Below are 22773 nucleotides of genomic sequence, written 5' to 3'. Positions count from 1 at the left end.
TCGGCCCCGTGCGACCTTGGCGGCGCTGTCGGCTCGTCCCGGCATGCCACCCGAGAACGCCCTTGCCGGCGTTGGCCCGAGAGAAGGAAGAGGTGGGCGGGAGATGGCCGCCAACCAGAGGATCGCCGCGGGCGCCTTGGTCGCCGCGGCCGTCGCCGCATCGCTCGCCGGTTGCATGTCGAGGACCGGTGTTTCCCACAGGCCCGAAGGGGCGCCGGGTCCGCAGAAGGCGATGCCCGGCGCCAAGAGCGCGGTCCGTCTGATCGGGGACGGCTCCACCGCCTTCACCGGGCCACAGCCGCACCTGCCCCGGCCCGAGCGCCTGAAGCCGGGCCAGAAGCCGCCCCAGTTCGTCGTCTTCTCCTGGGACGGCGCCGGTGAGGACAGCCAGCGGCTGTTCTCCCACTTCCGCAAGGTGTCCAAGGCCAACAACGCCACGATGACGTACTTCCTCAGCGGCGTGTATCTCCTGCCGGAGGAGAAGCGCGACCTCTACAAGCCGCCGCAGCACTCGCCGGGCCGCTCCGACATCGGCTTCAACGACGAGCAGGGCATCGCCGACACCGTGCAGCAGCTGCGCCTGGCGTGGCTGGAGGGCAACGAGATCGGCACCCACTTCAACGGCCACTTCTGCGGCAAGGGCGGCGGCGTCGGCGAGTGGTCGGTCGAGGAGTGGAAGGACGAGATCGCCCAGGCCAAGCAGTTCGTGAAGACCTGGAAGACCAACACCGGCAGGACGGAGGCGGCCCCGCTGCCCTTCGACTACGACCAGGAACTCATCGGCGCCCGCACCCCCTGCCTCGAAGGCCGGAACAACTTCCTGAAGGCGGCCCGCGAACTGGGCTTCCGCTACGACACCAGCGGCGTCAACAACCAGCTCTGGCCCGGCAGGAAGGAGGGCCTGTGGGACCTGTCGATGCAGCTCGTGCCCTTCCCCGGCCACTCCTTCGAGCAGCTGACCATGGACTACAACTTCATGGTCAACCAGTCCGGCACCAACAGCCAGGGCGACCCCGCCAAGCACGCCTTCTGGGGCAACCAGATGCGTGACGGCCTGCTCAAGGGCTTCCAGCGGGCCTACGACGGCAACCGTGCGCCACTGATCATCGGAAACCACTTCGAGTCCTGGAACGGCGGCACGTACATGCGCGCTGTCGAGGAGGTCGTGGAGCGCGTCTGCACCAGGACGGAGGTGCGCTGCGTCTCGTTCCGGCAGCTGGCCGACTGGCTCGACGCCCAGGACCCCAAGACCCTCGCCAAGCTGCGGACTCTCGGCGTCGGCGAGGCCCCGAAGCAGGGCTGGGCGTCCTTCCTCGCCGCCCGCCCCGCGCCGGCCCCGAAGGGCGTGCCGGGGGCGCCGGCGGTCAGACAGTAGGCGCCGGGCCGGTCGGCCGCGCAGCCGTCGTCACACGGAGGCGGTGACGCTCTCGCGGAGAACGAAGCCGGGGTCGACCTGCGCGGCCAGGTCGGCCCCGGTGCGCTCGTTGCCCCACGACTGGGCGTTCTTCAGGTGGAAGTGCACCATCTGGCGCGTATAACGCTCCCAGTCACGCCGCTCGTACGCCGAGTCGACGACCGTGCGCAGCTGGTTCAGGGCATGGCGGTTGGTGTCCTCCAAGGCGTCGAACCGGGGCGGCCGGCCCTTCTCCATGGCGCGCACCCAGTTCGAGTGCCCGACCGTCACGAGCAGGTCGTCCCCGACCTCGGCGCGGAGGAAGTCGAGGTCGTCCTGACCCTGCACCTTGTTGCCGACGACCCTCAGCTCGACGCCGAAGTCGCGGGCGTACTCCTTGTACTGGCGGTAGACGGAGACCCCCTTCCGGGTCGGCTCGGCGACGAGGAACGTGACGTCGAAGCGGGTGAACATGCCGGAGGCGAAGGAGTCCGAGCCCGCCGTCATGTCGACCACGACGTACTCGTCACGGCCGTCCACCAGGTGGTTCAGGCACAGCTCCACCGCTCCCGTCTTGGAGTGGTAGCAGGCGACCCCCAGGTCGGCGTCCGTGAAGGGGCCCGTGACCATCAAACGGACGGCGCCGCCGTCGAGTTCCACCGCCCGGGCGCAGGCGTCGTAGACCGCGTTGGTCTCGCGCACCCGCAGGAGCCGGGAACCCTCGCCGGGCGGGGTCGTCTTGATCATCGTCCCGGCCGAGGTGATGCGGGGGTTGGAGCCGCGCAGGTAGTCCTTGATCAGCGGCAGCCGGTCACCCATCGCGGGCAGTGCGGCGGCCTCGGCCTCGTCGAGACCGAGCGCGGGTCCCAGATGCTGGTTGATGTCCGCGTCGATCGCGATCACGGGCGCGCCCGCGGCCACGAGATGCCGGATGAACAGGGAGGACAGGGTGGTCTTGCCGCTGCCGCCCTTGCCAACGAAAGCAATTTTCATGTTCACGAAGCGTAGTGTCGTGATGCCTGTCAGTGGCGGGGTGCGTGAAGAAGACCACTCCTTCGAGGGGTGTGGGCTGTGGTTGCGTAGTGTCGTACTCATGAGTACGACAGGCGCTACCGCCGATCCGCTCGCGGCCCTGGGCGCGCTGCCCGGCGTGGCCGAGTCCGTGGAGACCGTGCGCAAGGCCGTGGACCGCGTCTACGGGCACCGCATCATGCGACGCCGCAGCACCGCGATCACCTCCGAGGCGGCCCTGCGCGGCGCCCGTGGCTCGGCGGCGCTGTCCGGCGCGGACTGGGCCCTGGAGGAGGTGCGCCGGCGCAGCGACTTCAGTGCCGACGACGAGGCACGCGTCGTGGGCGCCGCTCTGCGGCTGACCGCCGAGGCGGGCCAGCTGCTGTCCATCTGGCGGCAGTCCCCCCTGCGGGTGCTGGCCCGACTGCACCTGGTGGCCGCGGCGAGCAAGGGCGACGAGGTCGGGCGGCCCCGGCAGACCGGTGAGCCGGTCGACGAGCCGCTGATCGAGCTGCCGCTGCCGGGCGCGGACGAGGTCTCCGGCCGCCTGGAGGGGCTGTCCGAGCTGATCGTGGCGGGCAGTTCCGCTCCCGCCCTGGTGACGGCGGCCGTCGTCCACGGCGAACTGCTCGCCCTGCGTCCCTTCGCCTCCCACAACGGCCTGGTCGCGCGCACGGCCGAGCGCATCGTCCTGATCGGCAGCGGACTCGACCCCAAGTCGGTCTGCCCGGCCGAGGTGGGCCACGCCGAACTGGGGCGGGCGGCCTACCTGGCCGCCCTGGACGGCTACGTCTCCGGGACCCCGGACGGCATGGCGGCCTGGATCGCCCACTGCGGCCGGGCGGTCGAGCTGGGCGCCCGTGAGTCGACAGCGGTGTGCGAGGCGCTGCAGCGCGGGGCGGCCTGACGCGGCCACGCGCGCGTGGAAGCGGGCATGCGTGCGTGAAGGCATGAAAAAGGCCCCCGAAGGGGCCGGACAGGGTTGCGGCGGTACGAGTATTCGTACCGCCGCTGGCATGCTCACCGGGTTACCAAGCGTCCTCGATATGTCGCCCATCAGGTCGGGATCTCTGCCCGTCACCTGGTGCGGCTGGCCCGTAATCGACGGGTCGACGTCGCGTGGGTGCCCAATGTCCATGCACCGGTCCGTGGGGCCAAATGCGGTTATTAAGGTGATCCTCTCGGATGTCCTTGGTCTCGCGGGCCGTTAAGTCCTTTGTACTCCAGGCCCAGGACAAGCGGAAGTCCGGGCACCGGTTCTTTACTTTTTCCCTCAAACGGTCGTCAAACGGGTGTTGAGGGTCGCATTCCGGGCGGGAAGGTCATGCGGGCACGGCTCAGGCGGTCGCCGCCCGACGCCGGCTGGCGTACCAGACGAGGCCCGCCGTGGCCGCCGCCGCCCCTATGGCGGCCGCGGCGACGAGTGCCGGGCGGGGCGGGACGGAGAACGACGAAAGGCGCTGCTTGAGCCGCACCGGCCGGTGGAAGTCGAGAATCGGCCACCCGCGCGCGAGGGCCTCACGGCGCAGCGCACGGTCCGGGTTCACCGCGTGCGGGCGACCCACGGCCTCCAGCATCGGCAGATCCGTCGCCGAGTCGCTGTAGGCGTAGCAGCGCGAGAGGTCGTACCCCTCGGACTCCGCCAGTTCCTTGACCGCCTCCGCCTTGGTCGGGCCGTACGCGTAGTACTCCACCTCGCCCGTGAAGCAGCCGTCCTCGCCCACGACCATGCGGGTGGCCACCACACGGTCCGCGCCGAGCAGCTCGCCGATCGGCTCGACCACCTCGGCGCCCGACGTCGACACGATCACGACATCGCGGCCGGCGGTGTGGTGCTCCTCGATCAGCGAGGCGGCCTCGTCGTAGATGAGCGGGTCGATCAGGTCGTGCAGGGTCTCGGCGACGATCTCCTTCACCTGCTGGACGTTCCAGCCGCGCACGAGCGCGGACAGGTACTCGCGTGTCCGTTCCATCTGGTCGTGGTCCATACCGCCCACGAGGAAGACGAACTGGGCGTATGCGGTGCGCAGGGCCGCCCTGCGGTTGATCAGCCCACCTTGGTAGAAGGACTTGCTGAAGGTGAGCGTGCTCGACTTCGCAATGACCGTCTTGTCCAGGTCAAAGAAGGCCGCTGTGCGGGGCAAGGAGTGGTTTTCCACAACCCAGAGCATAGGGGGAGCCCATTCGGCGTAAGGTGGGCGCGTGGGTTTGCCTGAGAGGGCTCTCGGGTACACCATGGAAGTCACGGATCGTTCGCGACCGTGCTAACCCGGTCCGGCTCCTCCCCCCCCCGAGTCGGCCGTGGAGACGACCCCCGCTCTCCCCCCCGGCGGGGGTCGTCGCATGTCCGGGTGGGTTTTCTCCTTCTGTGTGCGGCTGCACCGCCGTGTCGAAGCGGCTGGAGCCGCCTCTTTCACATGTCCCCGATCTGTCACCTTGCGTAGTCGCCGGGCTGCTCTGCGGGAGACGAGCGGGAGATGGTGCAGCGGTCACCGGTTTGGGTGACAGCGATATTCACAACCGCCTGCCCGTCCACAGTTATCCACCAAGATCCACACGATTTCCGGGTTCGCTGCACCGTGATTCCAACGCGTCCGCTCGGGCCGAGTTCATGACCGGTTCCGTTTGCCGCACGCGTGGGCCGGTTTACGTCGGCCGTTCATATGGAGACCGGGTCGCCGGTTCTTCACACGCAGGGGAATCGCGGGGCCGCACAGAGGTGCGCGCCACGCGGCGAAGGGGGATGGAAACCGTGACCGGAGCCGTCACACACGACCCGCCGCCCGCCGGAGGCCGGCAGGGCAGGCCGCTGATCGTCACCGAGGACGCCGAACTCCTCGACGACCTGCTGCGGCTGTGCGCTGCGGCCGGCGCCACACCGGAGGTGCACCCCTCGGTGCCGCCGCGGCGGGGCAGCTGGGAGTCCGCGCCGCTCGTCCTGGTCGGCGACGACGCGGCGCGCCGAGCGCGCGGGGCCGCCCGCAGGCGCGGAGTGGTCCTCGTCGGACGCGACCAGGACGACTCCGGGGTGTGGCGGAGGGCCGTCGAGATCGGCGCCGACCACGTCCTGATGCTGCCCGACGGCGAGCAGTGGCTCGTCGACCGCATCGCCGACGTCGCCGAGGGCGTGGGCCGGCCCGCCCTCACCGTCGGTGTCGTCGGCGGGCGCGGCGGGGCCGGAGCGTCCACGCTCGCGTGCGCTCTCGCCGTCACCTCCGCGCGTGAGGGGATGCGCACCCTCCTCGTGGACTCCGATCCCCTGGGCGGCGGACTCGACGTACTCCTCGGCGGAGAGACCGCGGAAGGTCTGCGCTGGCCGGCGTTCGCCGCCTCGCGCGGGCGGGTCGGTGGCGGCGCGCTGGAGGAGTCTCTGCCCGAGCTGCACCAACTGCGGGTGCTCAGCTGGGACCGCGGCGACTGCGTTGCCATCCCGCCCCAGGCCGTGCGCGCGGTACTGGCAGCGGCCCGGCGCCGGGGCGGGACGGTGATCGTCGACCTGCCCCGGCGCATCGACGACGGCGTGGCCGAGGCGCTCGCCCAGATCGACGTCGGGCTCCTCGTGGTCCCCGCCGAACTGCGCGCCGTCGCGGCGGCCGGACGGGTGGCCTCCGCCATCGGCATGGTCCTGCGCGATCTGCGGGTGGCGGTGCGCGGGCCGTACGCGCCCGGTCTCGACGACCGTGAGGTGGCCCGGCTGCTCGGACTGCCGCTGGCCGGCGAGGTGCCCGTCGAGTCGGGCCTGCTGCGCCCGGACGGCGGCAAGGCACCACCCGGCGCTGCCGCCCGCGGGCCCCTCGCCCGCTTCTGCAAGGAGTTCTGGGAGCGGGCGCTGATCGAGGCGGGTGGCGCGTGAACACGATGCCCGGGCTCGAACGCCCTAGGGGAACGGGAGCGCTGCTCGACGGCGTACGACAGTGGCTCGCGGAGAGCGGTGCCGAGCCGACGCCCGCGCGCGTGGCACAGGCACTGCGGGAACAGGGGCGCGTACTCGGGGACGCGGAGGTCCTCGGCGCGGCCGAGCAACTGCGGTCCGAGCTGGTGGGCAGCGGGCCCCTGGAGCCGCTCCTCGCCGACCCCTCGGTGACCGACGTGCTGGTGTCCGCCCCGGACCGGGTCTGGGTCGACCGCGGCGGTGGTCTGGAACTGACCACGGTCTCCTTCCCGGACGCGGCCGCTGTACGACGCCTGGCGCAGCGTCTGGCCGCGGTGGCCGGACGGCGCCTGGACGACGCCCGGCCATGGGCCGACGCGCGGCTGCCCGACGGCACGCGGCTGCATGCGGTGCTGCCTCCGGTCGCCGTCGGCTGCACCTGCCTGTCGCTGCGGGTGGTACGGCCGCGGGCGTTCACGCTCGACGAGCTGGTGGCCGCAGGCACGGTGCCGCCCGGTGGGGACCAGGTGCTGCGGGCCCTGCTGCGAGCCAGGCTGTCCTTCCTGGTCAGCGGCGGAACCGGCAGCGGCAAGACGACCCTGCTCAGTGCCCTGCTGGGGTTGGTCGGGCCGGGGGAGCGGATCGTGCTCGCGGAGGACTCGGCGGAGCTGCGGCCCGATCACCCGCACGTCGTCCGGCTGGAGACCAGACCCGCCAACCAGGAGGGAGCGGGCCTCGTCACGCTCGAGGACCTGGTCCGGCAGGCGCTGCGGATGCGGCCGGACCGGCTGGTCGTGGGCGAGGTGCGCGGCCCCGAGGTCGTCCATCTGCTGGCCGCGCTCAACACGGGCCACGAGGGCGGCTGCGGGACGGTCCACGCCAACGCCGCCGCGGATGTGCCGGCCCGTCTGGAGGCGCTCGGCACGGCGGCCGGGCTCGACCGGGCGGCGCTGCACAGCCAGTTGGCGGCGGCCCTGTCGGTGGTGCTGCACCTCGTGCGCGACCCGGCCGGGCGGCGGCGGATCGCCGAGGTGCACGTGCTGGAGCGGGACCCGTCCGGGCTGGTGCGGACGGTGCCTGCGCTGCGGTGGCAGGCGGCGGCGTTCACCCGCGAGCGCGGGTGGCGGCGACTGCGGGAGCTGCTGCGAAGTGAGGGGAGCGGAGGTGGAGATGAGCGTGATGCCTGAGGCGCCGATGGCCGCGGCCGCGGTCTGCGCGGGAGCGGCGATCTGGTTGCTCGGCGGACCGTACTCCGGGGCCCGGCGGGCCCAGCTGCTGGCCGGAGGCGGAGCGGTCGGCACGGGGCCCCCGTCGTGGCAGGACCTGGCCGTCGAGCTGCGCAGCATCCGCAGGCGGTGGCGCCCCGAGTGGTGGGCGCCGGTCGTCGGGCTGGCCCTGGCGGTCCTGGGCGCCTCGGTGCTGCCGGTCGTCGTGGGGGCGGCCGGAGTGCCCCTCCTGCGCCGGGTACGGCGGGCCCGCGAGGCTCGGCGGGCCGCGGAGCGCCGGGGCGATGCCGTGATCGCGCTGTGTGCGGCGCTCGCCGGGGAGGTGCGTGCGGGCCGGCAGCCCGGTGAGGCGCTGCAGCGGGCCGCCTTCGACTCCGGAGGGCTGGGGACGGCGCAGGCGGCGGTGCTGGCGGCGGCACGGTTCGGCGGGGACGTGCCCGGCGAGCTCGCGACCGCGGCGCGGCAACCGGGGGCCGACGGACTGCTCGGGCTCGCGGCGTGCTGGCGGGTGGCCGTCGACCAGGGCGCGGGTCTGGCCGCCGGACTCGACCGGCTCGAAGGGGCACTGCGGGCGGAGCGGGATCAGCGGGCCGACCTGCGCGCCCAGTTGGCGGGAGCCCGCTCGACGGCGGTGATGCTCGCCGGGCTGCCGGTCCTGGGCCTGGCCCTCGGGACCGCGCTCGGCGCCGACCCGCTGCATGTCCTGCTGCACACCGGAGCGGGGTGGGGGTGCCTGCTGGTCGGTGCGGTGCTGGAGGGGGCCGGGATGTGGTGGGCGGTACGGATCGTCCGGAGTGCGGAGGAGGTATGAGGCGGCGGGCCGTCAGGTGTGGCGACGGAGGCGATGTGAGGCGGGGAGTGGGCCGGTGGCCGTTCAAGCGGTGCCCAAGCGATCCAAGTGGTCCAAGCGATCCAAGTGGTCCAAGCGGTCCGGCGATCCAAGTGGTCCACGTGATCCAAGTGGTCCAAGCGGTTCCAGCGGTCCGAGCGGTTCAAGCCGTTCCAGCGGTTCCAGCGGACCGTGCGCGGCTCGGTGCGGAGAACGGAGACGGAATGAGTGCGGAAGTTGTCCACAGGCTGGGGGTGGCTGTGGGGATCGCGCTGGCCCTGGCGTGGCTGGGGCGGTGGCTGGAGGGAGTGCGGCGTCAGCGCAGGACGCGGCAGCGGCTCGCCGGGTTGCTGGCCCTGCCGGCGGTGCCGGACACCGTGCGGCCTGGCGTGCGGGAGGTGGTGCGGCGGTGGCTGCCCGAGGTGGCCGTGGTCGCCGCCGGATGGGTCGTGGGCGGGGGCGTCGTCGGTCTTGCCCTGGGGCTGGTCGGCGCGGGGGTGATGGGGCGGTGGCGTCGGCGGCAGCGGGCGGCCGACGCACTGAGCGAGGCCGACGCACGGGTCGCGGCCCGGCAACTCCCCCTCGGCGCCGACCTGCTGGCCGCGTGCATTGCGGCGGGCGCCGGACCGGTGATCGCGGCGCAGGCGGTGGGCGAGGCCCTCGGCGGTCCCGTCGGGGAAGGGCTGGCCCGCGGTGCCGCCGAGGTGCGACTGGGCGGCGAACCGGGCGCCGCCTGGCGGAGGCTGGCCGAGGCGCCGGGGGCGGCCGCCCTGGCGCGGCTCCTGGAGCGGGCCGACGTCTCGGGGCTTCCGGCGGCCGGTCCGGTCGCCCGGCTCGCCGCCGACGCCCGCGCCGAGTGGGCGCGGGCGGGGACGGCTCGGGCCCGGCGGGCGGCCGTCATGGTCACCGCCCCGGTGGGGCTGTGCTTCCTGCCCGCCTTCATCGCGGTGGGTATCGCGCCGGTCGTGATCGGGCTGGCGGGTGGGGCGCTGGGAGGGGGTGGGCCATGACGGTGCGGTGAGCGGGGCCGCCGTCGAACGCACGCGGGCGAGTGGGTGGCGAGACGGACAGGGCCGAGACGGAGCGGGCCGACTGGCTGTCAGGCCGGCAGAAGCAGCAGGGCTGACGGGAAGCAGGAGGACCGACAGAAACAGAGACCGACAGGGCCGGGAGAGCCGCAGGACCGGCAGAAGCAACCGAACCAACGGAAGCAAGCGAACCACCAGAAGCAAGAAACCAACAGAAGCAAGCGAACCAACAGAAGCAACGAAGCAACCGAACCAGCAGCACCAGCAGAACGAGCAGAACCAGCGATCCAAGCGAAACAGCAAGAACCGGCAGAACTGGCAAGAGCTGACAAGTCCGGCGGAATCGACCGGTCGAACCTCACGGGGGTTGAGATGAGCAAGGCGGTGCGGGCGCGGCTGCGCGCCCTGGTGTGCAGGATGCGTGCGGCGCGGAGGGACGCGGGGATGGTGACGTCCGAGTACGCGATGGGGATCGTCGCGGCGGTGGCGTTCGCCGTGATCCTCTACAAGGTGGTGACGAGCGGGACGGTCACCGCGGAGTTGCAGGGCATCGTGAAGAGGGCGCTCAGTGTGCGGACGTGAGCGCCGGTGGACGCGAGGCGCGGACCGGGGATTCGTGACGGCGGAGTCGGCCGTGGTGTTGCCGGTGCTGGTGGCGTTCGCGATGGCGCTGGTGTGGGGGCTGCTCGTCATGGCGGCTCAGATCCAGTGCGTCGACGCCGCCAGGACCGGCGCCCGGGCCGCGGCCCGGCAGGACCCGGCCGGCGCCGTGGCGGAGGTGACCCGGGCGACGGCACCGCGCGGGGCGCGGGTGACGGTCAGCCGGGAGGGCGACCAGGTCCGGGTGGTGGTCGTGGCGAAGCCGCCGGTGCTGCGAGGGCTGCCGTTCGAGGTGCGGGAGGAGGCCGTGGCGGCGGCTGAGGATGTGGGGGTGGAGCCATGAGCAGGCGTCCAGACCGGCCAGGGAGGGACCGGGCCGGGAGGGACCGGGCCGGGGGCGCGAGCCGCCGGGGAGGCTCGGACCGGGGCTCCACCACCGTCTGGACTCTGGGGGCGATCACCGTGCTGTGCGTGGTGTTCGGTGTCGTGCTCGCCCTGGGGCAGGCCGTTCTGGCCCGGCATCGCGCAGCCGGCGGTGCGGACCTCGCGGCGCTCGCGGCCGCGGATCACTGGACGGACGGTGCCACGGCGGCCTGTGCCAGGGCGGAGCGGGTGGCCCGGGCGCAGGGGGCGCGGCTGGTGCGGTGCGCGGTCGTGGGGGAGATCTCGGACGTGACGGCGGCGTCCGGGCGGGGGCCGTTCACGGCGGAGGTCAGGGCGCGGGCGGGGCCTGCGGGGCCGGTGGCGCCGGAGCCGCTTCCCCCGGCTCCTCCTGCGGGCGTGCCACCGTCACCGGCATCCGCCCCACCGCTTTCCGCGTCTGCCCCAGCGCCTTCCGGTTGAGGTGCTTCCCGCTCCTGTCTCTCCGCTTCTCCCAGCCCCTCCGCTCCCGCTACTCCACCGGCTTCTCGTCCGGCGCACCCCGCAGCAGTTCCGTGAGCAGCCGCACCGCGCCCCTCTTGTGCAGCGGGTCGTTGCCGTTGCCGCACTTGGGGGACTGGATGCAGGACGGGCAGCCGGCGTCGCACTCGCAGGAGGCGATGGCCTGGCGGGTGGCGGTCAGCCAGGCCCGGGCGGTGTGGAAGGCGCGCTCCGCGAAGCCCGCGCCGCCGGGATGGCCGTCGTAGACGAAGACCGTCGGCAGGAGCGTGTCGGGGTGCAGGGGGATCGACACGCCGCCGATGTCCCAGCGGTCGCAGGTCGCGAAGAGGGGCAGCATGCCGATCGACGCGTGCTCGGCGGCGTGCAGGGCGCCGCCGAGGATCTCCGGGGCGATCCGGGCGGCGTCCAGCTGGTCCTCGGTGACCGTCCACCACACGGCGCGGGTGCGCAGGGTACGAGGAGGGAGGTCGAGCTTCGACTCGCCCAGGACCTCACCGGTGATGACACGCCGACGCAGGAAGGAGACCACTTGGTTGGTGACCTCGACGGAGCCGTAGCACAGGCGGCCGTCGCCCCAGGGGACTTCGACGTCCGTCTCCAGGACGGAGATCGACGTCGTGTCGCGGGCGACCGTCGAATACGGCGGGCTGGCCTCCTCGACCAGGGCGACGGAGTCGTCCAGGTCCAGCGACCGCACCAGGTACGTGCGGCCCTGGTGCAGGTGGACGGCGCCCTCGTGGACGGTCGCGTGGGCGGCGCCCTCGTCGACCGTGCCGAGCAGGCGGCCCGTCCCCTCTTCGACGATCTGGACCGGCCGGCCGCCCTCGCCGCGGATGTCGGTGAGGTCGGCGGCCCTCTCCCGGCGCGTCCAGTGCCAGGCCTTCGTCCGACGGCGGAGCAGCTTCGCGGCCTCCAGTTGCGGCAGCAGTCCCTCGGTCTCCGGGCCGAACAGCTCCACGTCCTCCTCCGTCAGGGGAAGTTCGGCGGCTGCCGCGCACAGGTGCGGGGCGAGGACGTAGGGGTTGTCGGGGTCGAGGACCGTCGACTCCACGGGTCGGTCGAACAGGGCCTCCGGGTGGTGGACGAGGAAGGTGTCCAAGGGGTCGTCGCGGGCGATCAGGACGGCGAGAGCGCCCTGCCCGGACCGTCCCGCGCGGCCGGCCTGCTGCCACAGGGAGGCGCGCGTGCCCGGGTAGCCGGCGATCAGGACGGCGTCCAGGCCCGACACGTCGATGCCGAGTTCGAGGGCGGTCGTGGCGGCGAGGCCGAGGAGTTCGCCGGAGTGCAGGGCCTGCTCCAGGGCGCGGCGCTCCTCGGGGAGGTAGCCGCCGCGGTAGGCCGCGACACGCCGGGCGAGGGAGCGGTCGACCTCGGCGAGGCGCTCCTGGGCGATCACCGAGATCAGCTCGGCGCCGCGCCGGGAGCGGACGAAGGCGACGGTGCGCACGCCCTGGACGGCGAGGTCGGTGAGCAGGTCCGCGGTCTCGGCGGTGGCGGTGCGGCGGACGGGGGCGCCCTTCTCGCCCTGCATCTCGGTGAGCGGGGGCTCCCAGAGGGCGAACACCAGTTCACCGCGCGGGGACGCGTCGTCGGCGACCTCGACCACCGGGAGGCCGGTGAGGCGGCCGGCGGCCACCGCGGGCTCGGCCGCCGTCGCGGAGGCCAGCAGGAAGACCGGGGAGGCGCCGTAGCGGGCGCACAGGCGGCGTAGACGGCGCAGCACCTGGGCGACGTGGGAGCCGAAGACGCCGCGGTAGGTGTGGCACTCGTCGATGACGACGTACTTCAGCGACTTCAGGAAGGAGGACCAGCGCGGGTGGGACGGGAGGATGCCGCGGTGCAGCATGTCCGGGTTGGTCAGGACGTAGTTGGCGTACTGGCGGATCCACTCGCGTTCCTCGAACGGGGTGTCGCCGTCGTACACGGCCGGGCGTATCGCCGTGCCCAGCGGTTGTGAAAGTTTTTTCACGGATCGGCGCTGGTCCGCCGCGAGGGCCTTGGTGGGCGCGAGGTAGAGCGCGGTGGCGCCGCGGCCGTTCGGCGCTTGGGAGCCGTCGAGGAGCGTGGAGAGCACCGGCACGAGGTACGCCAGGGACTTGCCGGACGCCGTGCCCGTCGCGACGACCACCGACTCGCCGTCCAGGGCGTGCTCGGCGGCGCGCGCCTGGTGGGCCCAGGGGTGCTCGATGCCGCAGGCCTGCACGGCCGCGACGACCTCGCTGCGGATCCGGTCGGGCCAGACGGCATGGCGGCCCGCACGCGGGGGCAAGTGCTCCGTATGAGTGATGCGCGAGGCACGGTTCTCTCCCGGGGCGAGCCGGTCCAGGAGCGCGCCTGGCGACAGGCGGGGCGCGGGCTGTGCCGGGGGTCGATCGGATCGGTGATTCTTGGCCATCGGCACCGAGTGTGTCACTGGCGTGACGGACAATGGAGCCAAGGCGTCGTGCACGCCTGCCGGTAAGTGATTGAATGCCATCGCGGCTGGCGAACCGTCCCGGGGGCTCCTGCCGAGGTGTCCCGAGGGGCGACCGCTCGATAGCAAGGTGCTGGAGGATCCGTGGACCTGTCCCTGTCGACCCGTACCGTCGGCGATCGTACGGTCGTCGAGGTCGGTGGCGAAATCGACGTATATACCGCGCCCAAGCTGCGCGAGCAGCTGGTCGAGCTGGTGAACGACGGGAATTTCCACCTCGTCGTCGACATGGAGGGCGTGGACTTCCTCGACTCCACCGGGCTCGGCGTGCTGGTCGGCGGCCTGAAGCGAGTGCGTGCCCATGAGGGCTCGCTGCGCCTGGTGTGCAACCAGGAGCGCATTCTCAAGATCTTCCGCATCACCGGTCTCACCAAGGTGTTCCCGATCCACACCTCGGTCGACGAAGCGGTGGCGGCCACCGACTGACCACCGAACCAGGGCGCGTGAAGGAGCGCGCCCGGCTCGGCACAGTTGTACACCGGGGGACCGGGCTTTCGGCAGCCCGGCCCCCCGACAGCACGCCCGTAGTTCCGAGGGGGATGCATGGCCATCGTTGAACTCCGCTTCAGCGCGCTGCCCGAACACGTCAGGACCGCCCGACTGGTGGCGGCAGCGGTGGCGCGCAGGGCCGGAGTGGACGAGGCCGTCCTCGACGAGGTCAGGCTCGCTGTCGGCGAGGCCTGCTCCCGCGCTGTCGGACTGCACCAGAACGGCGGTATCGCCGCTCCGGTGAAGGTGTCGCTCATCGAGGAGGAGAAACAGTTCTCCATCGAGGTGGGCGACGAGGCTCCGCACACGGTCCCCGGCGACCTGGTGCCCGGCTCCGGTGCGGACGCCGACGCGGAGGCCGAGGAGGACGAGATGGGCCTCGCGGTCATCAGCGGTCTCGTCGACGACGTGGAGGTCAGCGCCGGGGAGCACGGCGGACTGATCCGCATGACCTGGCCGACCACACCTGCGGCGACGCCGCTGACCTGACGATCCGGCGGGCCGTATCCGGCGGCCCGGCGACATGCACACCCGAAGGGCCCCACTCGTGGGGCCCTTCGGCATGTGCGGAGGTCGCTTCGCGCGCTTACAGTGGTGCCAGCAAGTGAATCTTGAAGAAGTGAATCTTGCGGTGAATTTCGTGAAGCAGTTCACGAATGACAATGCCTTGAAGGCATTACCGTCCCCACTTGATCACCCGCTGGCGCGCGAAGGTGAATTGCATTTACCGCGCACTGTTTTGATCAGGTTCCGGTACCTACAATCCGTCCACATCTTGAGCTCAGCCCAAGCGTCAAGGAGGACGAATGGCGGGGCTTTCTACCCCTCATCGGTTGGACCACCCCACAACCTTCGCAGCCGCAGTGCTGACCGACGGCAACCGCCTCCTCGTGGTGGTCATCGGGGTCGTCGCACTGGCTGCGCTCGTGGTCGCGGGCGTACTTCTGCGCCAGGTGCTCGCGGCCGGCGAGGGCACCGACAGCATGAAGAAGATCGCGGCGGCGGTCCAGGAAGGCGCCAACGCCTATCTGGCCCGTCAGCTGCGCACACTCGGCGTATTCGCCGTCGTCGTGTTCTTCCTGCTCATGCTGCTGCCCGCGGACGACTGGAATCAACGCGCCGGACGATCGGTCTTCTTCTTGATCGGTGCGGCGTTCTCGGCGGCCACCGGTTATATCGGCATGTGGCTCGCCGTGCGCAGCAATGTGCGCGTTGCCGCGGCGGCTCGGGAAGCGACTCCGGCGGAAGGTGAACCGGAAAAGGATCTCACCACCGTCTCGCACAAAGCGATGAAGATCGCATTCCGTACGGGCGGTGTCGTCGGCATGTTCACGGTGGGACTCGGTCTGCTCGGCGCCTCCTGCGTGGTGCTGGTGTACGCGGCCGACGCGCCGAAGGTCCTGGAGGGCTTCGGTCTCGGCGCGGCGCTCATCGCGATGTTCATGAGGGTCGGCGGCGGCATCTTCACCAAGGCCGCCGACGTCGGCGCCGACCTGGTCGGCAAGGTCGAACAGGGCATTCCGGAGGACGATCCGCGCAATGCCGCGACCATCGCCGACAACGTGGGCGACAACGTCGGCGACTGCGCGGGCATGGCGGCCGACCTCTTCGAGTCGTACGCCGTGACCCTGGTCGCCGCGCTGATCCTCGGCAAGGCGGCCTTCGGCGACGCCGGGCTCGCCTTCCCGCTGCTCGTCCCCGCGATCGGCGTGATCACGGCGATGATCGGCATCTTCGCGGTCGCCCCACGCCGTGCCGACCGCAGTGGTATGTCCGCCATCAACCGAGGTTTCTTCATCTCGGCGGTGGTGTCCCTCGCGCTGGTAGCCGTGGCCGTCTTCGTCTACCTGCCGGGGAAGTACGCGGACCTCGACAACGTCGCCGACACGGCGATCCAGGGCAAGGACGGCGACCCACGGATCCTCGCCCTCGTCGCGGTGGCGATCGGCATCCTCCTGGCCGCCGTGATCCAGCAGCTGACCGGCTACTTCACCGAGACCAACCGCCGCCCGGTCAGGGACATCGGCAAGACGTCGCTGACCGGCCCGGCCACGGTCGTCCTCGCCGGCGTCTCCGTCGGCCTGGAATCGGCCGTCTACACCGCCCTGTTGATCGGCCTCGGCGTCTACGGGGCGTTCCTGCTCGGCGGTACGTCGATCATGCTGGCGCTGTTCGCCGTGGCGCTCGCCGGCACCGGCCTGCTCACCACGGTCGGTGTGATCGTCGCGATGGACACCTTCGGGCCGGTCTCCGACAACGCGCAGGGCATCGCCGAGATGTCCGGCGACGTCGAGGGCGCGGGCGCGCAGGTGCTCACCAACCTCGACGCGGTCGGCAACACCACCAAGGCCATCACCAAGGGCATCGCCATCGCCACCGCCGTCCTCGCGGCGTCGGCGCTCTTCGGGTCGTACCGTGACGCGATCACGACCGGCGCGCAGGACGTCGGTGCGAAGCTCAGCGGGGACGGGGCGCCGATGAGCCTGATGATGGACATCTCGCAGCCCAACAACCTGGTCGGCCTCATCGCGGGCGCGGCGGTCGTCTTCCTCTTCTCGGGGCTGGCGATCAACGCGGTGTCGCGGTCGGCCGGTTCCGTGGTGTTCGAGGTGCGGCGGCAGTTCCGCGAGCACCCCGGGATCATGGACTACAGCGAGAAGCCGGAGTACGGCAAGGTCGTCGACATCTGCACCCGAGACGCCCTGCGGGAGCTCGCCACGCCCGGTCTGCTCGCGGTGATGGCGCCGATCTTCGTCGGGTTCACGCTCGGCGTCGGCGCGCTCGGCGCGTATCTGGCGGGCGCGATCGGGGCGGGCACGCTGATGGCGGTCTTCCTCGCCAACAGCGGTGGCGCCTGGGACAACGCCAAGAAGCTCGTCGAGGACGGGAACCACGGCGGCAAGGGCAGCGAGGCCCACGCGGCCACCGTGATCGGCGACACCGTCGGCGACCCGTTCAAGGACACCGCCGGACCCGCGATCAACCCCCTGCTGAAGGTCATGAACCTCGTGGCGCTGCTCATCGCGCCCGCGGTGATCAAGTTCAGTTACGGCGACGACGAGAACCTGGGCGTGCGGATCGCGATCGCGGTCCTCGCGCTCGTCGTGATCGTCGGCGCGGTGTACGTGTCCAAGCGGCGCGGCATCGCCGTGGGTGACGAAGACAACGCCGACCGGTCGACCAAGTCGGCCGATCCGGCGGTGGTTTCGTAGCTCCTGCGGTGTTGCGCAGCTCAAGGGGCGGGCGGACGGCGCGTGTTGATGCGCCGTCCGCCCGTCTCGCTGTGTGGGCGCCCGGCTCGTGAGCCTTCTCTCTCTTGGTGCAAATGGATTTATCAGTACACAGAGCGGACATTCGTCCTGGGGTTGTCGCCCGGTTGGCGTGTATGTTCCGGGGCCGAGAGCCATGGAAGGGACCAATCCGGTGAACAAGAAGCTCGCGGCCGCGCTGTCCGGCGGTGCGGTACTGGTACTGGCGCTGTCGGGATGCAGTGGCGACGACGACGGCAACAAGGAACTGGACGCCTGGGCCAAGCAGGTCTGTGACGCGCTGCCCGCCCAGGACGCGAAGGTCGACGCGGCCAACGCCGCGATCAAGAAGGCCGCCACGGACAACAACGCCCCGGCGAACGTCCAGAAGACCGACTCCCAGGCCTTCCAGGACATGTCCGACGCCTACAAGGCGCTCGCACAGGCCGTCCAGAAGGCGGGGACGCCGCCCGGCGTCGAGGAGGGCGAGAAGAAGCAGCAGGACGCCGTCACCGCCCTCAACGGCCTCTCCACCTCCTACGCCGACCTGAAGAAGAAGGTCGACGCGCTCGACACCAAGGACCAGGCCAAGTTCGCCGACGGTCTGCAGGACATCGCCACCGAGCTGGGCAACCTCAGCAAGAGCGGCAACACCGCGCTGAAGAACCTCGAGCAGGGCGACGTCAAGGAGGCCATGGCGAAGCAGGACAGCTGCAAGAAGGTGGCGGCCTCGGCCTCGGCCCGGGCGACGACCAGCTGACGCCGGCGGCCGCGCGGGCCGACGGGGGAGCCGTACGGCACACGCGCGCGGGGCGGGCTGTGCGGCACGCGCGCGGGACACAATAGGGGCGTGAGTAACGCCACCTTGTCCCCCCTGCCCTCCGCCGACCGCCCCGACGTCGCCGTCCGGCTGCGCGAGGCCCTGCTCGCGGCCTCCTTCACCGCCGACGGACTGCTCGAACTGCTCGGCGCCCCCGCGTACGCGGCCCTGGCCCGCAGCGAGGTCGTGCCCGCGCTGCGCGCGACCCGCGGGGACACGCCGCTGGAGATGCTCGTCCGCCTCTTCCTGCTCCAGCAGCCGGTGCCGCACGCACGCGTGGAGGGCGTTCTGCCCGTCCACGCGTGCGTGGAGAGCGGCTGGCTGAAGCGCGTCGGTGAGGAGGACGTCGCCGCCACCGTGGACGTACGGCCGTACGGCGGGCCGGCCGGCGAGGACTGGTTCATCGTGTCCGACCTGGGCTGCGCCGTCGGCGGGGCCGGCGGCATCGGCAGCCGGGACGAGAGTGTCGTCCTCGGCGTCGGCGGGGCGTCGACGACCCTCGCCGGGATCACCGTCCGCGCGCCCGTCGACTCCGCCCTCGATCTCGGCACCGGCTCCGGCATCCAGGCACTGCACGCCGCCCAGCACGCCACGCGTGTGACGGCGACCGACCTCAACCCGCGCGCGCTGCACATCACCGCGCTCACGCTCGCGCTGTCCGGCGCGCCGGCGGCCGATCTGCGCGAGGGCTCGCTGTTCGAGCCGGTCCGGGACGACGAGACCTTCGACCTGATCGTGTCCAACCCGCCGTTCGTGATCTCGCCGGGCGCGCGGCTGACGTACCGCGACGGCGGGATGAGCGGGGACGATCTGTGCCGGTCGCTCGTTCAGCAGGCGGGGGAACGGCTGAACGTGGGCGGGATCGCGCAGTTCCTCGCCAACTGGCAGCACGTGGAGGGGGAGGACTGGCAGGACAGGCTCAGGTCGTGGGTGCCGCGCGGCTGTGACGCGTGGATCGTGCAGCGCGAGGTGCAGGACATCACGCAGTACGCCGAGCTGTGGCTCAGGGACGCCGGTGACCACCGCGGCGACCCGCGGGAGTACCAGGCGCGGTACGACGCGTGGCTGGACGAGTTCGAGGCGCGCAAGGTGAGGGCCGTCGGCTTCGGCTGGATCACACTGCGCAGGACGGCGTCCGCCGAGCCCACCATCACCGTCGAGGAGTGGCCGCACCCGGTCGAGCAGCCCCTCGGCGACACGGTCCGGGCGCACTTCGACCGCGTCGACTACCTCCGGGAGCACGACGACGCGGCCCTGCTCACGGGGCACTTCAGGCTCGCCGCGGAGGTCGTGCAGGAGCAGGTCGGGCTGCCGGGCGCCGAGGACCCGGAGCACGTCGTGCTGCGCCAGCACCGCGGCATGCGCCGGGCCACCAAGGTGGACACGGTCGGCGCGGGCTTCGCGGGCGTGTGCGACGGCTCGCTGAGCGCGGGCCGCATCCTCGACGCCATCGCGCAACTCGTCGGCGAGGACCCGGTGTTGCTGCGCGACCGCACACCCGCGCAGATCCGGCTGCTGGTGGAGCAGGGGTTCCTGGAACCCGCCTGAGAGAGGCGCGCGGCGCCTGTCGTCGGCGGGGCGCGCCCGCACCACTGATCCCCATGTGACCGATCTGGTGGGATTGGCGGGATTGATTCCCAAAAGGGCTCCTGTCAGTGGGGCGTGCGAAGCTACCTTTCAAGGGACGAACTCCGCGCGTTCTCGGGGGAGACGCGCGCTGTCTCGGGGGGAGGCGCGATGGCGGGGGAGACGCCGGACCAGGGCGAGGGCAGGGTCATCAACGGCCGCTACCGGCTGTTGCGGACACTGGGCGCGGGCGGCATGGGCCGCGTCTGGCTCGCTTACGACGAGGAGCTGGCCTGTCAGGTCGCGCTGAAGGAGATCGCGCTGCCGGACGTGCCCAGGGACGCGACCGAGCAGGAGCAGCGCGTCGCGCGGGCCCGCAGCGAGGCCCGGCACGCGGCCCGCCTGCGCGGCCATCCGCATGTGGCCACGGTGCACGACGTGGTGGTGCACGAGGGGCTGCCCTGGATCGTCATGGAGTACGTCCCGGACGCGGTCGACCTCCAGGCGGTCGTCCGGCGCTCCGGGCCACTGCCGCCCGTCCAGGCAGCCCGCATCGGACTCGCCGTCCTCGACGCCCTCACCGCCGGGCACCGCATCGGCATCCTCCACCGGGATGTGAAACCCGCCAACATCCTTCTCTCGCCGGACGCTTCGGGCGACGCCTACGCGCGCGTGCTGCTCACCGACTACGGCATCGCGCTCCAGCCCGAGTCCCGCGAGCCCCGGCTCACCGCGACCGCCGGCATCCTCGGCACACCCGGCTACCTCGCCCCCGAGCGGGCCCGCGGCGAGCCGCCCACCCCGGCCGCCGACCTGTTCTCCCTCGGCGTCACGCTGTACGCCGCCGTCGAGGGCCGCGGCCCCTTCGACCGGCACGGTGACTACGCGACCCTGACGGCCCTCCTCGGCGAGGACCCCACCCCGCCGGTCCGGGCCGGAGAACTGGCGCCGGTGCTCCAGGGGTTGCTGGTCAAGGACCCGGTGCGCAGGTTGTCGCCGGAGGCGGTGGCCCGGGGCCTGGAGCGGGCGGCGAGGTCGGGGGAGGGCGCCGGTCCGCCGGAGTGGGTCACGCCAGGGGCGGGCGCTCCCGGCACACCCGCGGGCGCCTTCGGACCGCCGCCCCAGGGGTACGGCGGTGCGGTCGCGGGGGCCGCAGTCGGAGCGGCGGTGGGCCCATCGCCTGGGAGTCCCGCGGGGAACGGCGCGTCACCGGGGGGCGGGGTGACGCCGGGACAGAGCACGTCTCCCGGGACCGGGGCGCCGCCCGGCCACGGCACTGCTCCGGGGCAGGGCGCCCCTCCCGGGTACGGCGCCCACACTCCCGCCGGTGCGGGAGCGCCGGGCGCCGCGCACACGCCGGGCGTGCCTCCGGCGCCGCACACCCCTCCGACCCCCCACACACCGGCCGGTACGCCCGCGACCCCGGGCACACCGTCGGCGCCCGCCGCCCCGGACACGCCGGGCGCGACGCCGTACGCGCCCTGGCAGGCGCCGACGGCGCAGCGTCCGTTCGCACCGGGCAACCCCTACGCGCAGGCGCCGGGCGGCTCTCCCGCGCAGACCCCGTCCGCGGGCCCGCCCGGCCAGATGCCGGGCGCTCCCTACGCGACGAGCGGCGGCAGCGGGACGCCGTACGCGAGCGGCACGGGGCCGTACGGAGGCGGTCCGAAGCCGTACGCCGGAGGTCCGTACGGCGAGAGCGGGGCTCCCTACGGCGGCGGCCCCACCCCGCCTTTCCACGGGACCGGTGCCGTCGGCGGTCCACCGCTGCCGCCCTCCGGGAAGCGGCTCGCCGTCATCGCGCTCGTCGTGGCCGCCGTCCTCGTCGTCGCCGGTGGTGCATGGGCGGCTGTGTCGCTGGTCAGGGGCGGCAAGGACGACACCGTCTCGCCGAACACGTCGTCCTCGCCCAGCGTGACGCCGTCGCCGACCGGGCCCGTGTACCCCTACGGCGAGGCCGTCGGGCTGACCGAGCCGCTGGAGACGGGGGACTGCGTGAAGGCGGTCTGGTCGGGGACGCCGTTCCGGTCGGTGCCCAATCTGGGGCTGGTGGACTGCGCGGAGGACTGGCCGGACGGCCAGGTCGTGGCGGTCGACACGGCCACCGACCACGCCGACGCCCGGGCGAGGGGAGCCCAGCGGTGTGCCGCGCAGAGCGGGGCGGTCGTCGCCGCTCTGCCGGACGCCGGCGGCTACGCCGTCGTACCGACGCGGGAGGGTTTCGGCGCGGCCAACAGCGGTACGGCGTGTCTCGTACTCGGCCGCCATGCCGCGATCGGCGGCGAGGTGGGCCGCTTCCGGGACGCGGGCACCGACCTGTGGGTCGGGCAGATGAGCGTCGGCGACTGCTGGATCTACGAGGAGCTCGACGACGGCTACAAGGCGCCCCTCACGGATTGCGCCACACCGCACACGGACCAGGTGATCGGAACCGTTCAAGCACCCGACAAAATGAGCTACAAGAACGGCATCAACAACGCGAGCAAGCTCTGCGGCAACAAATTCGAGTCGGTCTGGGCGCCCGGTTCCGAGCGCGTCGTGGTCGGCTGGATCACCGACGAGGACGACTGGAAGGCCGGATTCACCAAGATCGTGTGCACGGTGAGCAGGGCCGACAACGGGAAGACGACGGGAAAGATACCCGCGCCCGGTTCGGTGTGAGGCCCGTCGCGTCGCCGCCGGTCGCCTCCGGCGGGCCGACGCTCCCGACCGTCGACCCGGCGTTCACCCAGGGTTCGCCCGGACGCCGCCCACGCGTGTCAGTCTCCCGGGGGGCTGGAGCACGCGCGGGCGGCGGAAGAAGGGCGCGGACGATCATGGAGAGTGGGCCGGCGATCTTCACCGGAGTGGTCTTCGCGCTGTTCGGAGGCGGTCTGCTGGCGTGGACGGCGGTCCGCGTACGACAGCGCCAACCCGTGGCCCAAGGTGTGAACCCTGTCGCATCGGCGACCCTCGCGACGCTCGTCGCGGTGGTCGCGCTGACGCTCGGAACGTGGTGCTTCACCCGCCTCTGAAGCACCCCTGAAGTGCCGCCCGAGCACCTCCGAAGCGCCGCCCAAGATCTTGCAGAAGTGCCTGTGAGAACCGCGTAAGGACGGCAACACGGATAATTGAGAGGTCGTGCTCCGGTCCGGCGGAAAAGTGCCGGTCGGCACTCCGGGCGGCAGGAATGGCGGTAGTCGGGTTACCGTTCGAGTGGCCGTTGCGGGCTTTTCCCGTTTGACACGGGGGCGGGATGTACCGTCACACTCCGCAGCGTCACCAGCAGTGAGCCGAGAGGACGCGGCGGTGTCGAGGCGGCGAACGCGCGGAGGTCCGCAGGGCCGAGCACGATCGC

19 protein-coding genes are annotated in these 22773 nt (G+C 72.1%); 16 read left to right on the top strand and 3 right to left on the bottom strand.

Annotated elements, in window-relative coordinates:
• The first annotated feature begins 103 nt into the window (after window positions 1-103).
• Window positions 104-1375, top strand: coding sequence for a polysaccharide deacetylase family protein (locus ACPT94_RS15040; protein ID WP_360335015.1), 1272 nt, complete (start codon window positions 104-106; stop codon window positions 1373-1375).
• Between the two features lie 30 nt (window positions 1376-1405).
• Here the strand turns inward: ACPT94_RS15040 and ACPT94_RS15035 are convergent, their stop codons facing one another.
• A complete protein-coding gene (locus ACPT94_RS15035) occupies window positions 1406-2386 on the bottom strand; it encodes an ATP-binding protein (protein WP_360335017.1) in 981 nt (326 codons plus the stop codon).
• Between the two features lie 100 nt (window positions 2387-2486).
• On the opposite strand from ACPT94_RS15035, the gene ACPT94_RS15030 reads away from it, so the two are divergent.
• On the top strand, window positions 2487-3311 hold the full coding sequence (locus ACPT94_RS15030) for a Fic family protein (protein ID WP_360335019.1): 825 nt from the start codon (window positions 2487-2489) through the stop codon (window positions 3309-3311).
• A gap of 430 nt (window positions 3312-3741) precedes the next feature.
• On the opposite strand, the gene ACPT94_RS15025 is transcribed toward ACPT94_RS15030, so the two are convergent.
• Window positions 3742-4575, bottom strand: a complete 834-nt coding sequence (locus ACPT94_RS15025) for an HAD family hydrolase (protein ID WP_360335021.1) — start codon at window positions 4573-4575, stop codon at window positions 3742-3744.
• Between the two features lie 572 nt (window positions 4576-5147).
• Between ACPT94_RS15025 and ssd the strand changes: the two genes are divergently transcribed.
• The 7 genes from ssd (at window position 5148) to ACPT94_RS14990 (ending at window position 10801) form a co-directional block, all read left to right on the top strand.
• Window positions 5148-6257 carry a septum site-determining protein Ssd gene (ssd, locus tag ACPT94_RS15020; RefSeq protein ID WP_360335023.1) on the top strand — a complete coding sequence of 370 codons (1110 nt, stop codon included), beginning with the start codon at window positions 5148-5150 and terminating at the stop codon, window positions 6255-6257.
• A 5-nt stretch (window positions 6258-6262) separates the two neighbouring features.
• A complete protein-coding gene (locus ACPT94_RS15015; protein WP_360335222.1) occupies window positions 6263-7462 on the top strand; it encodes a TadA family conjugal transfer-associated ATPase in 1200 nt (399 codons plus the stop codon).
• Complete coding sequence (locus tag ACPT94_RS15010; protein WP_360335025.1) at window positions 7446-8312, top strand: type II secretion system F family protein; 867 nt, start codon at window positions 7446-7448, stop codon at window positions 8310-8312. Before ACPT94_RS15015 ends, ACPT94_RS15010 begins: the two co-directional genes overlap by 17 nt.
• Before the next feature lie 242 nt (window positions 8313-8554).
• Window positions 8555-9340: a type II secretion system F family protein gene (locus tag ACPT94_RS15005; RefSeq protein ID WP_360335027.1), complete on the top strand. Its 786-nt coding sequence runs from the start codon at window positions 8555-8557 to the stop codon at window positions 9338-9340.
• Window positions 9341-9730: 390 nt separating this feature from the next.
• Window positions 9731-9940 carry a DUF4244 domain-containing protein gene (locus ACPT94_RS15000; protein ID WP_360335029.1) on the top strand — a complete coding sequence of 70 codons (210 nt, stop codon included), beginning with the start codon at window positions 9731-9733 and terminating at the stop codon, window positions 9938-9940.
• Between the two features lie 34 nt (window positions 9941-9974).
• Complete coding sequence (locus tag ACPT94_RS14995; RefSeq protein WP_360335031.1) at window positions 9975-10301, top strand: TadE family type IV pilus minor pilin; 327 nt, start codon at window positions 9975-9977, stop codon at window positions 10299-10301.
• Entirely contained in the window at window positions 10298-10801 is a 504-nt protein-coding gene (locus ACPT94_RS14990) for an Rv3654c family TadE-like protein (RefSeq protein ID WP_425246029.1), read from the top strand. Before ACPT94_RS14995 ends, ACPT94_RS14990 begins: the two co-directional genes overlap by 4 nt.
• Before the next feature lie 49 nt (window positions 10802-10850).
• Here ACPT94_RS14990 and ACPT94_RS14985 read toward each other — a convergent pair whose 3' ends face one another.
• On the bottom strand, window positions 10851-13316 hold the full coding sequence (locus tag ACPT94_RS14985; RefSeq protein WP_425246028.1) for a DEAD/DEAH box helicase: 2466 nt from the start codon (window positions 13314-13316) through the stop codon (window positions 10851-10853).
• A gap of 81 nt (window positions 13317-13397) precedes the next feature.
• Here ACPT94_RS14985 and bldG point away from each other — a divergent pair, with 81 nt between their 5' ends.
• The 7 genes from bldG (at window position 13398) to ACPT94_RS14950 (ending at window position 22450) form a co-directional block, all read left to right on the top strand.
• Window positions 13398-13739 carry an anti-sigma factor antagonist BldG gene (bldG, locus tag ACPT94_RS14980; RefSeq protein WP_009189842.1) on the top strand — a complete coding sequence of 114 codons (342 nt, stop codon included), beginning with the start codon at window positions 13398-13400 and terminating at the stop codon, window positions 13737-13739.
• A gap of 117 nt (window positions 13740-13856) precedes the next feature.
• Window positions 13857-14291, top strand: coding sequence for an ATP-binding protein (locus ACPT94_RS14975; protein WP_360335037.1), 435 nt, complete (start codon window positions 13857-13859; stop codon window positions 14289-14291).
• A 317-nt stretch (window positions 14292-14608) separates the two neighbouring features.
• Complete coding sequence (locus ACPT94_RS14970) at window positions 14609-17014, top strand: sodium-translocating pyrophosphatase (RefSeq protein ID WP_360335039.1); 2406 nt, start codon at window positions 14609-14611, stop codon at window positions 17012-17014.
• Window positions 17015-17207: 193 nt separating this feature from the next.
• The gene (locus tag ACPT94_RS14965; RefSeq protein WP_360335041.1) at window positions 17208-17810 is read left to right on the top strand and encodes a small secreted protein; all 603 of its coding nucleotides are present in this window, start codon (window positions 17208-17210) and stop codon (window positions 17808-17810) included.
• A 90-nt stretch (window positions 17811-17900) separates the two neighbouring features.
• Complete coding sequence (locus ACPT94_RS14960; protein WP_425246027.1) at window positions 17901-19418, top strand: DUF7059 domain-containing protein; 1518 nt, start codon at window positions 17901-17903, stop codon at window positions 19416-19418.
• A gap of 189 nt (window positions 19419-19607) precedes the next feature.
• Window positions 19608-22097 carry a serine/threonine-protein kinase gene (locus ACPT94_RS14955; protein WP_425246026.1) on the top strand — a complete coding sequence of 830 codons (2490 nt, stop codon included), beginning with the start codon at window positions 19608-19610 and terminating at the stop codon, window positions 22095-22097.
• 155 nt (window positions 22098-22252) lie between these two features.
• Window positions 22253-22450: a hypothetical protein gene (locus ACPT94_RS14950; protein ID WP_360335047.1), complete on the top strand. Its 198-nt coding sequence runs from the start codon at window positions 22253-22255 to the stop codon at window positions 22448-22450.
• Window positions 22451-22773 lie beyond the last annotated feature (323 nt).

Origin of the sequence: Streptomyces aurantiaciflavus, from assembly GCF_049808595.1 — a bacterium.
Classification (GTDB): Bacteria; Actinomycetota; Actinomycetes; order Streptomycetales; family Streptomycetaceae; genus Streptomyces.
The sequence above is the reverse complement of the archived record's forward strand: the minus strand, read 5'-3'. Positions and strand labels throughout refer to the sequence as shown.

Bases quoted from the DNA above. Each gene is read 5' to 3' on its own strand.
- ACPT94_RS14950 (WP_360335047.1), top strand. From the start codon at position 22,253: ATGGAGAGTGGGCCGGCGATCTTCACCGGAGTGGTCTTCGCGCTGTTC.
- ACPT94_RS14965 (WP_360335041.1), top strand. From the start codon at position 17,208: ATGGAAGGGACCAATCCGGTGAACAAGAAGCTCGCGGCCGCGCTGTCC.
- ACPT94_RS14955 (WP_425246026.1), top strand. From the start codon at position 19,608: ATGGCGGGGGAGACGCCGGACCAGGGCGAGGGCAGGGTCATCAACGGC.
- ACPT94_RS15005 (WP_360335027.1), top strand. From the start codon at position 8,555: ATGAGTGCGGAAGTTGTCCACAGGCTGGGGGTGGCTGTGGGGATCGCG.
- ACPT94_RS15035 (WP_360335017.1), bottom strand. From the start codon at position 2,386: ATGAAAATTGCTTTCGTTGGCAAGGGCGGCAGCGGCAAGACCACCCTG.
- ACPT94_RS14990 (WP_425246029.1), top strand. From the start codon at position 10,298: ATGAGCAGGCGTCCAGACCGGCCAGGGAGGGACCGGGCCGGGAGGGAC.
- ACPT94_RS14985 (WP_425246028.1), bottom strand. From the start codon at position 13,316: ATGGCATTCAATCACTTACCGGCAGGCGTGCACGACGCCTTGGCTCCA.
- ACPT94_RS15040 (WP_360335015.1), top strand. From the start codon at position 104: ATGGCCGCCAACCAGAGGATCGCCGCGGGCGCCTTGGTCGCCGCGGCC.
- ACPT94_RS15010 (WP_360335025.1), top strand. From the start codon at position 7,446: ATGAGCGTGATGCCTGAGGCGCCGATGGCCGCGGCCGCGGTCTGCGCG.
- ACPT94_RS15030 (WP_360335019.1), top strand. From the start codon at position 2,487: ATGAGTACGACAGGCGCTACCGCCGATCCGCTCGCGGCCCTGGGCGCG.
- ssd (WP_360335023.1), top strand. From the start codon at position 5,148: ATGGAAACCGTGACCGGAGCCGTCACACACGACCCGCCGCCCGCCGGA.
- ACPT94_RS15000 (WP_360335029.1), top strand. From the start codon at position 9,731: ATGAGCAAGGCGGTGCGGGCGCGGCTGCGCGCCCTGGTGTGCAGGATG.
- ACPT94_RS15025 (WP_360335021.1), bottom strand. From the start codon at position 4,575: ATGCTCTGGGTTGTGGAAAACCACTCCTTGCCCCGCACAGCGGCCTTC.
- ACPT94_RS15015 (WP_360335222.1), top strand. From the start codon at position 6,263: ATGCCCGGGCTCGAACGCCCTAGGGGAACGGGAGCGCTGCTCGACGGC.
- ACPT94_RS14975 (WP_360335037.1), top strand. From the start codon at position 13,857: ATGGCCATCGTTGAACTCCGCTTCAGCGCGCTGCCCGAACACGTCAGG.
- ACPT94_RS14970 (WP_360335039.1), top strand. From the start codon at position 14,609: ATGGCGGGGCTTTCTACCCCTCATCGGTTGGACCACCCCACAACCTTC.